The 10,616-nt window shown below is 47.6% G+C and carries 10 protein-coding genes; 5 read left to right on the forward strand and 5 right to left on the reverse strand.

Features of this window, described 5'->3' with window-relative positions:
- The first annotated feature begins 134 nt into the window (after window positions 1-134).
- A complete protein-coding gene (locus tag MGMO_RS15390) occupies window positions 135-2,636 on the forward strand; it encodes a multicopper oxidase domain-containing protein (RefSeq protein ID WP_023495988.1) in 2,502 nt (833 codons plus the stop codon).
- Between the two features lie 126 nt (window positions 2,637-2,762).
- Here the strand turns inward: MGMO_RS15390 and MGMO_RS15395 are convergent, their stop codons facing one another.
- The gene (locus MGMO_RS15395; RefSeq protein ID WP_023495989.1) at window positions 2,763-3,479 is read right to left on the reverse strand and encodes a YebC/PmpR family DNA-binding transcriptional regulator; all 717 of its coding nucleotides are present in this window, start codon (window positions 3,477-3,479) and stop codon (window positions 2,763-2,765) included.
- Between the two features lie 523 nt (window positions 3,480-4,002).
- A complete protein-coding gene (locus MGMO_RS15400) occupies window positions 4,003-4,467 on the reverse strand; it encodes a hypothetical protein (protein ID WP_023495990.1) in 465 nt (154 codons plus the stop codon).
- A gap of 500 nt (window positions 4,468-4,967) precedes the next feature.
- On the opposite strand from MGMO_RS15400, the gene lgt reads away from it, so the two are divergent.
- From lgt to MGMO_RS15415, 3 genes are all read left to right on the forward strand, one after another.
- Window positions 4,968-5,750, forward strand: a complete 783-nt coding sequence (gene lgt / locus MGMO_RS15405; protein WP_023495991.1) for a prolipoprotein diacylglyceryl transferase — start codon at window positions 4,968-4,970, stop codon at window positions 5,748-5,750.
- Entirely contained in the window at window positions 5,747-6,580 is an 834-nt protein-coding gene (gene thyA, locus MGMO_RS15410; RefSeq protein ID WP_023495992.1) for a thymidylate synthase, read from the forward strand. Before lgt ends, thyA begins: the two co-directional genes overlap by 4 nt.
- Before the next feature lie 190 nt (window positions 6,581-6,770).
- The gene (locus tag MGMO_RS15415) at window positions 6,771-7,391 is read left to right on the forward strand and encodes an inorganic pyrophosphatase (RefSeq protein WP_023495993.1); all 621 of its coding nucleotides are present in this window, start codon (window positions 6,771-6,773) and stop codon (window positions 7,389-7,391) included.
- Window positions 7,392-7,571: 180 nt separating this feature from the next.
- Here the strand turns inward: MGMO_RS15415 and MGMO_RS15420 are convergent, their stop codons facing one another.
- Window positions 7,572-8,213 carry a thiol:disulfide interchange protein DsbA/DsbL gene (locus MGMO_RS15420; RefSeq protein ID WP_023495994.1) on the reverse strand — a complete coding sequence of 214 codons (642 nt, stop codon included), beginning with the start codon at window positions 8,211-8,213 and terminating at the stop codon, window positions 7,572-7,574.
- A gap of 81 nt (window positions 8,214-8,294) precedes the next feature.
- The gene (locus MGMO_RS15425) at window positions 8,295-8,993 is read right to left on the reverse strand and encodes a c-type cytochrome (protein WP_023495995.1); all 699 of its coding nucleotides are present in this window, start codon (window positions 8,991-8,993) and stop codon (window positions 8,295-8,297) included.
- A 103-nt stretch (window positions 8,994-9,096) separates the two neighbouring features.
- On the opposite strand from MGMO_RS15425, the gene yihA reads away from it, so the two are divergent.
- The gene (gene yihA, locus MGMO_RS15430; protein WP_023495996.1) at window positions 9,097-9,705 is read left to right on the forward strand and encodes a ribosome biogenesis GTP-binding protein YihA/YsxC; all 609 of its coding nucleotides are present in this window, start codon (window positions 9,097-9,099) and stop codon (window positions 9,703-9,705) included.
- A gap of 15 nt (window positions 9,706-9,720) precedes the next feature.
- Here yihA and MGMO_RS15435 read toward each other — a convergent pair.
- A partial coding sequence (locus tag MGMO_RS15435) for a glycosyltransferase family 4 protein (protein ID WP_036308361.1) occupies window positions 9,721-10,616 on the reverse strand: 896 nt, incomplete at its 5' end.

The raw sequence follows: 10,616 nt of genomic DNA on the forward strand, positions 1-10,616 counted from the left end.
GGCTTGAAATAATCGGGCTCCAGAATGTTCCGATAGCTATCAGGTTTTTCATTGCGGGGCATTTAGTATTTATTTGAATTGTAATCCCAAGGTTCTTTTGGAAAACCCCAAACTATCATTGAGAGGAAATTGTTATGAACATTAAATTTACAATCAATGCGGTGGACAAGCTTGATAAACGAAAACGGAATAGGCTGGAACTAGAGAAAACGTTGACCTCCAAACCAAGGCAAGCCTGGTCCATTGTCACAGCCGCTTTATGTGGTTATGCTCTCCTGGCTGCGTCGTCCGCATTTGCGGTGTTCAACATCCCCACTGATAGCACCCCCAGCCCGTTATGCATCAATAGCCAGTGCGCGACGGATTTTTCCGCCAAGATGTTGATGTTCGAAGAATTCGGCAACCAGCCCATGCCAGGCATCAACAACGGCCCGCCGCCAGCGGTCGGCTTGCCGATCCCGGCGGATTGCCAGACCACGCCGAACGGGTCGGCCCTGGACAGCTTCCTGTCCCAGACCATTTTTCCATACCCTACTCGGGCTGCCTACGATACACTGCCCAATGCCTGGGTTGATAAGATAATCGAATGCAGGCTGTTGTCCATTGGTCAACCAGGTGTCCTTGAAGGCCGCCCCGGAGGGGAGCAATTCGCCCATCAACGTTGGGATGAGTTTTATCCGCAAACTTATTTTCAAAGCGCCATGACGGGCGCCCGAGTCAATGGCGGCCTGCGTGACAACTACCAATTGCACCACTTTTCTGTAGGCGAATTCCGTCCTGACGGTTTGTACTACCCCGCCAATGGCAAAAATGCTGGGACGGAAGTCAAGCTCCACCCGAAATTGCCCACCCAAGACCCGAATTCGGTGTGGACGTTTGACGGCACCTTACCGCCTAAACTATTGATGGCACGTTATGGGCAACCTATCTTGTTCCGCCATTACAATGCACTGCCTATTGATGTGGCCGCCAATAACGGCTTTGGCACGCATACCGTCAGCACCCATGAGCATAACGGGCATCAGGGTGCCGAAAACGACGGTTATGCTGCCGCCTTCTTTTATCCTGGCCAGTTTTATGATTACCATTGGCCGATGGTTCTGGCGGGACACGACAGCATCAATACCGGTGCACTCGATTTTAGGGCGGGCTCGCCCGATGGTAGCGGCGGTATCAATTTTATCCCCGGCGACTGGCGTGAAACCATGAGTACCCATTGGTTCCATGACCACATGGTGGATTTCACCGCACAGAACGTCTACAAGGGCAATGCCGCGATGATGAACTACTACAGCGCGGTAGACCGGGGGCGTGAACCCAAAGATTTGAATGAAGCCAGGGGTAATTCGTCTATTGGTTACGGATGCCATTATGCCAATCCAAACAATGCCAACCTGTGTTTCCCAAGCGGTTCGGGCATGGACTGGGGCAACCGGGATTATGACGTGAATTTGCTGGTTGCCGACAAGGCCTGGGATAACACCGGCCAGTTGAAGTTCAACATCTTCAACACCGATGGCTTCCTGGGCGACCGCATCATCGTTAACTGGGTCTACAAGCCTTACTTGGACGTGCGCGCCCGCCGCTACCGTTTCCGTATCCTGAACGGCAGTGTCTCGCGTTATTACAAGATCGCCCTCGTGGATGAGTTGGGCAATAAGGTTCCTTATTACATGATTGCCAATGATGGCAACATCATGCAACATGCCGTAAAGTTTCCCAATACTGCGGAACAAGGAGCCTTGCCCGAACAAGGCATAGCCGAGCGTTATGACATCATCGTTGACTTCAGGAACTTTATCGGCAAAAAGCTGTACTTCGTCAACCTGGAGGAGCACTTTAATGGCAGAGGGCCAAACCGGGTGATTCCCTTGGCAAATGTCTGGAAGGGTACCTATAAAGCTGACGGCATCAATGGCGATCCAGGTGTAGGCAAATTCCTTGAGTTCAGGGTGACGGGTTGCGGCTTCGACGGCACTGCTGCTTGCACTGACTTGAGCATGAATCCTGCCCAATACATCGAAGGCAAAAAAGAGATGATACCGTTGAACAGGCCGACGGTCCAAGAGTTGCAAGCCGCTGTGCACAGGACTTTCGTGTTCGGACGTTCCGACGGCACCGATACCCAGCCTTGGACAATCAAGACCGATGGCGGCACGGGGTTTAACATGGATCCGCACCGTTTGTCAGCGGCGCCCACCCTGCCCGATGCGCCGGACGGTTTGGGTAAAGTCGAGATTTGGCACATTAAAGGTGCCAGTGGCTGGGCCCATCCGGTGCATGTCCATTTTGAGGAAGGCCAGCTGCTTTACCGTGGCGGTATAGCGCCTCCACCCTGGGAAAAATATGCCCGTAAGGATGTTTACCGGGTAGGTCCTCTCGCTGACAGTACGCTCAATGTCGACGTGGCGATCCGCTTCCGCGAATTTGCCGGTACCTACATGGAGCATTGCCACAACACCCAGCACGAGGACAAGTCGATGCTGTTGCGCTGGGATATCCAATACCCCGGCCAAACGATTGCCGTACCGACACCGATGCCACAATGGGATGGGGTGACTTACGAACTTAGCACAACATTGCCAACTTATAAAATCGGTGACCTGAAAGCAAAAGCGGCCTTTATACTGCCATAACTATATCTTAGCCCGTTGGGTTCGACGCGCAAGCTATCGGTACGAGGCTTAGGGCGCGTCGTAACCCAACCTATAGCGAAGCCACAAATGCCAAACATTGGCGTATGGAAGACAGGTAATCCACCCTCAAAACTCAGCATCATGATAAATATTCTGCACATCATCCAGGTCGTTTAACATGTCCAGGAATTTTTCTAACAATACCACGTCATCGCCTGTTACGGTCGTTACGCTTTTGGGCAGGAATTGGATTTCGTCTACCTCAAAGTCTATCTCGCCAAAGCTATCGGTTAAGGCTTGTTTGGCCTTAGAGTAAGATGTCGGGGATATAAAGACGGTAATTTTTCCATCTTCGTTTTCAATATCGCTTACGTCTACATCAGCAGTCAGCAAGGCTTCAAGTACGGCATCTTCGTCATCGTGGTTAAATGCGAGGATGGCGACATGGTCGAACATGTGGCTGACCGTGCCTTGCGTGCCGATTTTACATTTGGTTTTGGTAAAACACAGGCGCACGTCGCCAAAGGTACGGTTAGGGTTGTCGGTTAGGCAATCGATCATCACCATGCAGTTACCGGGGCCGTAGCCTTCGTAGCGTGCAGGGAAGAAATCTTCGCCGCCACCGCCTTTGGCTTTGTCGATGGCTTTGTCGATAACGTGGGCAGGTACTTGGTCTTTCTTGGCGCGTTCAATCAAGCCCCGTAATGCCAAGTTACCATTTGGGTCGACTCCGCCCGATTTGGCACACACATAAATTTCACGTCCATATTTGCTGTAGACCTTCGCCTTATGGTCTGACGTTTTTGCCATGGACACTTTACGGTTTTGATAGGCTCTTCCCACTAGCAGTTGCTCCGGCGATAAAAATAAATGGGCAATTTTACAGGTAAGTATTTAGTGAGGGAAATTTTAGTTACCGTTACATGGGTAGTGTTGATTTGGCAACGTAAGGTACGCGTAGTGTCGCTTTTGTGAGATCGCTACTCCCAAAAGGCTTTAGTGGAGTATGCGATGTATGCCCACCTGCTGTTTGGTTAAAAACAGGATAGTCTATAAAACCGATTTTTAAAGAAAATGGCTAAGCCGGGATTGAGCAAAAACTCTGGTAAGTTGACTAGTAATTTTACTGAGTGGCTAAAATCCAAATTACCTGAACGGGCTAATTTAGATTGAAGAAATTACTGCGGGCTTTATCGAGCAGCTTGATGGGAGCAATCCGAAAGAAGAAGGTTTTAGGCAGTAGTCAGGTTAGTCATAGTCTTTAATGCCTCAAAATAACCTTTTTAAATTACTGTAGCTAACGAACGGGATAGTGAGATTTTGCTATCCCGTATAGGCTACATTTTTGGTGGCGCTTACCGTCGTATTATTTCCAAGGTTGCTTTACCTTCATGACCATGGAATTGTTTAAATAGATACTAAAAGAATCGCTGTTAATTCCTGTTTGTGCGCCAGATGCCGTTACTGTGGTATCGATTGAGCCATTAGCCACAGCCAGGTAGATTGCCGCTGGCGTTGGCGATGTGAAATCATTCTTTCCTATCAACAAAAACTGGGTGCCGTTGGGGTAGGGCAAGTTTTTGGTCCCGGAGATCGTATAAGTGGTATAGCCCACACAATCGCTCCTTAGGGCTGCTTTTTTGACGACATTGCCAAGTAATTGCTGATAAGTAACCAATCGATTAGCATCGATTGTTACTGCGTAGAGCGGTGCTTTCAAGGTGACCGAACCCGACGCACATGAAGCGAAAGCACTTTGATTGTTGCTGAAAAGTAAGCTTAGTACAAACAGGCTAAAGCTTAAGTTGCGTATTATGTTAGTGGTTTTCATTAAATCTCCTCGTTAGTCGATAACTATTTTTCTAAAAAAATTCACAAAAATACCCTATCCGCGCAAGCACGGTTAAAGCGCACGGTTTATGCTAGGTTATTTATTAATATTTAAAGATGTTAGCTAAATCAAAAACATTCATATTTAAATTACAATTTATATTCAAAAGGTTCAAAAGACTCAAAATATATTTGCATATCCAGGTTAAGGGAGTATTACGTTAAGTGCACAGTCAGGTTTATTCCGTCATTAATAAACTAATAAAACCAGATGCTGTGTAGTCATAAACGTAGTTGAATCGAAAGGAATCTACACGAGAGCTTTTTAGTTTTGTGAACGGCGTCACAGATTCGACTGGGCCAATGCTTGGACACAAACCTAGCTTAACGCTTTAAGCTATATGGAAATTGCTGGCTTTACTGACCCAATCCAGCCGACAAGACTGACTTGCTGGCATGAGTTAAGTTATAATCAACACTCATTCAATATCATAAAGCCCAATGCTTAGTTACCCGCAAATCGACCCCGTATTGATAGCCATCGGCCCGTTAAAAATTCACTGGTACGGTTTGATGTACCTGATTGGTTTTGCGGCGGTTTGGGTGTTGGGACAAAAACGGGCGCAGTTACCGTGGTCGCCGATAAAACCTTCCGCCATAGAAGACTTGGTGACTTTCGGCGCAATGGGTGTCATCTTGGGCGGCAGGGTCGGTTACATCCTGTTTTACAATTTCAGCGAATTTATCAGTGATCCCACTATCTTATTCAAGATATGGCAGGGCGGCATGTCGTTCCATGGCGGCATGTTGGGGGTTTTTGTCGCCATGTGGTTCTTTGGTAAAAAACAGGGTTGTACCATGATGCAATTGACCGATATTATTGCACCGCTGGCACCTATCGGCTTGGGCGCTGGGCGCATTGGCAATTTCATCAATTCAGAACTTTGGGGACGGCCTACCGATGTGCCGTGGGCGATGGTGTTCCCTAATGGCGGCCCACTTGCCCGCCATCCTTCCCAGCTTTATGAGGCGTTTCTGGAAGGGGTCTTGCTGTTTATTATCATGAGGGTGTACACCAATAAGCCCAGACCGACGATGGGGCCAACGGGTTTGGCGTTATTTTGCTACGGCTGTTTCCGGTTTTTTGTCGAATTTTACCGGATGCCCGATGTGCAACTTGGCTATCTTGCCCTGGACTGGTTAACGATGGGGCAAGCCTTGTCCACGCCGATGATTATTATCGGTGCAGCCATGTTTATGTGGGCTCATAAAAAGGCGGCATGAAACAGTATTTGCAGTTGCTCGACAAAATTCTCCAGGAAGGGACTTTAAAGGGAGACCGAACGGGAAGCGGCACGCTGTCTCTTTTCGGTTATCAGATGCGGTTTGCATTGGCGGATGGTTTCCCTTTAGTGACGACAAAAAAAATACATGTAAAATCCATCATCCATGAATTGTTATGGTTCTTAAAAGGTGAGACCCATATTGGGTATTTGCGGGAACATAATGTCAATATCTGGAATGAATGGGCGGACGGGCAAGGTGAATTAGGCCCGATATATGGTTACCAATGGCGATCCTGGCCTACACCGGACGGGAAGCACATCGACCAGATTCAGCAAGTTATCCGGCAGCTTAAACAAACGCCCAACAGCCGTCGAATAATAGTGTCCGCATGGAATGTCGCAGATTTGCCCGATGAAAGCGTCAGTCCGCAACAGAATGTGGCTAACGGCCTTATGGCGTTAGCGCCCTGTCATGCGTTCTTCCAGTTTTATGTGGCGGAGGGCAAGTTGTCCTGCCAGCTGTACCAGCGTAGTTGTGATACATTTTTGGGTGTACCCTTCAACATCGCCAGTTATGCCTTATTGACCCATATCGTGGCACAGCAATGCGATTTACAAGTGGGCGATTTTATTTGGACTGGGGGTGATGTGCATTTATATTTGAACCATCTGGAACAAGCCAAATTACAATTGACAAGGCAACCCTATCCTTTGCCAACTTTAACTATCAAACGCAAGCCGGATTCTATTTTTGATTACCAGTACGATGATTTTGAAATCACGCATTACCAAGCCCATGAACATATCAAGGGAGAAATTTCCGTCTAGTGGGGAAATAAAATTCACATATTAAATCCCCTCGCCCCAACAACCTTAGCGGCATAGATTCCATGGCTGCTAATAACTCTCACTATCCTTGGCGGTCGTTCCTCAAGGTGAAGTAATTGTTGTACTACCCGATAATACTTTTATAAATTAACATAATCAAAATTACAGGCAATCACCCAATTAAAGTTAAATGAGTATAAGACACAAAGCACACCCCTGGCACGGCATCGAAGCTGGTGAAAAAGCCCCTGATATTGTGACCGCGTTTATCGAAATCGTCCCGTCCGATACCATCAAGTACGAAATTGACAAGGTTAGCGGTTATCTCAGGATAGACAGGCCGCAAAAGTTTTCTAACATGATCCCAACACTTTATGGGTTCATTCCGCAGACCTATTGTGCAGAGGAAGTGGCGGAGTACGCAGAACGTAAATCGGGTAGAAAGGTAAAAAAAGGTGACGGTGATCCACTGGATATTTGCATACTAAGCGAACGTAGCGTAACGCATGGCGATATTCTCGTCCAGGCAGTACCCATCGGGGGCTTTCGTTTGCTGGACGACGGGGAAGCGGATGACAAGATCATCGCCGTGATGAAAGGTGACGAGTTTTATCGGCAATGGAGCGATGTTTCCGATTGCCCGACCTCCTATATAGACCGCTTAAAACATTACTTCCTAACGTATAAGCATTTGCCTAGCGAGCAGCTCATCTGCGAAATCACCCATGTCTATGGCCATAACGAAGCTCGTGAGGTCATTCGGCGGGCAATGGCAGATTACCAACACCATTACGGGCATTATACAATTTGAGCGCCTGTGAGCTTGCCCGTTGTGTTTCAGACGATTCATCCGCAGAATGAAGCGGACTTTCAATGTTGCGATGTTGAGCGTAATTTATACGCACTGAAAGCGGTAATGGCTCAAAACCATTATCGCTTTCAGTAAGGCTTGATTAATTCTTCGGGATTTAAAGAAACAAAGGACAAGTATTTATTGGCCGCCACTCTCTTTTTTGATAAGCGTGTTGATTACGTCGATCATCTTCTCTTGAGAACCCGCCAACGTGCCATTAGTCCTGTACTTGCCGTTTACAATAATGGCGGGGACTCCCGTTATTCCATACTTCGCCGCAAGAGCCGGTGCTTGGCGCATTTTGGAATCGACCATAAATGAGTTATAGGCTTCGCGGAAGTCTGCCTCTTTAACGCCGTGGGCAACGAAGAATTTGGCCAATTGGTCTTCGGTTTCAAGCTCGTGCTTGCCGGCTTGTTTGGCTTGCTGAATGCCGTCAAATAAATCGCCATGAACGGCATCAATAACGCCCAATGCTTCGGCAGTGAAATAAGCTTTAGCATGTTTGCCCCATTCCTCGCTGAATACGGCGGGGATTCTAATAAACTCGACATTTGCGGGCTTTGTTTTAAGCCACTTAGACAATGATGGCTCAAAGCTGTAGCAATGTGGGCAACCGTACCAAAAAAATTCGATGACTTCGACTTTGGCCGGATTGGTGGTGGGTTGGGGTGGCGATACTGCCTCGTAGCCCGTACTGGATTGCTCTTCCGCGTTCGATAACCCTGCAAATGAAATGAAAAATAATATTAAGGCAAATCCAGCAAACTTTTTTAACATTGATTTTGTCTCCAATTGTCGAATTAACAGTGTCATCATAAACCTGGCTATCAACCGTGCGTGAATAATCCACGTCACGCATTATTTCATCGTCGAAATATAGTAGCCAACGGCCTTGATTTCCTCATCGGACATTTTTTTTGCAATCATGTTCATCATGTTATCTGGTTTTTTGTTGCGTGCCCCAGACTTGAAATCGGTCAGTGCTTTAATTAAATAATCAGGATGTTGAGAACGCAAGGCAGGAAAAGCGGCAGGTTTGTTGCCTTCGCCGGAGGGGCCATGACAAGCGATACAAGCCGAGACCTGGCTGGTAAGATTGCCATTGCGGTAAAGATTGCTGCCTGATGCCAATAATCCTTTCATCGTTTCTTTGGCTTTATTTTCATCGACCGGCTCGTCAGAATCTTCGGATGGTGGCAAGGAAGGTTCGGGATTGGCTGTAATCGCCTGGGACGAAAAGTACGCGGCAAGATCCGCCATATCCGCATCGGATAATGCCAGCGTCATTGGTGCCATGGTTGCGTCATTGCGGCTGCCTTCTTTAAAGGCCTGTAACTGCCTGACGAGATAAGAACTATGTTGCTGCGCCAGTTTGGGGAATGTCGGCATCATGCTGTTGCCGTCTTCGCCATGACAACCGGCACAGGAACCGGCTTTCTCCTTGCCAGCCGCGCTATTGCCTGCAAGGGATTCTTCAGCCTGTACAATAGGCATGGTACTGGACAATACCAGCGCCAATGTCCCAGTTAACGAAAGCGCCAGCCAATTTTTCTTCATCAGGTTCCCCTTCGGAATCGTGTCGTATGTATGGTAGCCTTGTCGTAACAGGCCATGAATCGGCTAAATTCTACCTTAATTACCCCTGCGAAGCGAGACAGCGATGAATCCGGTCTATCACGAAGCTAAATTTTTAAAGAGTTCGCCCAATCTTAAGGATACCCCCCCCGACTGGGGTAAGGAAATCGCGTTTGCTGGACGCTCAAATGCCGGAAAATCGAGCGCTATCAATACATTGACCAGACAAAACTCACTCGCCCGCACAAGTAAAACGCCCGGTCGTACACAAATGTTGAATTTTTTCGGGATCAACGAGAACCAACGATTTGTTGATTTGCCTGGATACGGGTACGCCAAAGTGCCGCTAGACGTAAAAAATAAATGGCATCAATTGATGGAAACCTACCTGACCCAGCGCAAATCTTTATGCGCTATTGTCTTGGTGATGGACGTGCGCCATCCCTTGACGGAATTCGACTGGCAAATGGTCGAATGGTGCCAGCATACGGGATTGGCATTGCACATTTTGCTGACTAAAGCTGACAAACTGACTTACGGTGCCGGCAAAAACACCTTATTGCAAATCCAACGGGAACTTAAAGATGTCACTATACCGATTACGGCACAATTATTTTCCGCCTTGAAAAAAACGGGAATTGATGAGGTGCATCAGGCATTAGATACGTTGTTCAATGGCTGCGAACCTGACTAATCAATACCTGTTTTGCTATCGAACAGGCACTAAATTATTGAAAAATTGGGCGGAACAGTTTTGCCAGGAATAGGACAATGCCTGTTTGCGGCAGTCTTCGCTATTCAGTTTTATGGCGCCGTAAAAAGCTTCTTGCAAGTTTTCACGCATACAGCCGGTTTGATTATCGATTAGCACGTCTAACGGGCCTTGTACCGGATAAGCCGCCACCGGTAAACCGCAGGCCAGCGCATCTAACATGACTATCCCAAACGTATCGGTGCGGCTGGGGAAAACGAAAATATCTGCTGCCGCCATCGTTTTAGCCAAGGGTTCACCCGTTTCAAAGCCGTGAAAAATCGCTTCAGGGTATTGGCTTTTTAGTTGGTTGAGCTGCGGGCCGTCACCAACCACGACTTTAGTGCCAGGTATCGACAGGGCAAGGAAGTCTTCTATACTTTTTTCGACGGCTACCCTGCCGACAAACATCGAAATAGGGCGAGGGTAAGATAAATGTCCTTTGTCTCTCGGTTTGAAGCGGTCAGTGTCCACGCCCCTAGACCAGCGTACAAATTTTTCTTTCTTGAATCCCCTTTTGATCAAATCGGTTTCCACTCGCCCCGTGGCCACCATGATATGGCTTGCCGGATTATGAAACCAGTGAAGCAGGCGATAACCCCAGGAAATTGGAACCTTAAAGCGCAGGTGGGTATATTCTGCAAACAACGTATGAAATGAAGTGGTAAAAGCCAATTTATGTTTAAGGCAATATTTACGGGCAGCAAGCCCCAACGGGCCTTCTGTGGCTATATGGATACGGTCTGGCGAAAAATTGTCCAGTAATTTTTGAACCTTGGGATAGCAAAAGACGGCTAATTTGATCGATGGATAACTAGGGCATGGAATCGTGTTAAATTGATCGGGCGTTATCA

It is taken from the genome of Methyloglobulus morosus KoM1, from assembly GCF_000496735.2.
GTDB lineage: Bacteria > Pseudomonadota > Gammaproteobacteria > Methylococcales > Methylomonadaceae > Methyloglobulus > Methyloglobulus morosus.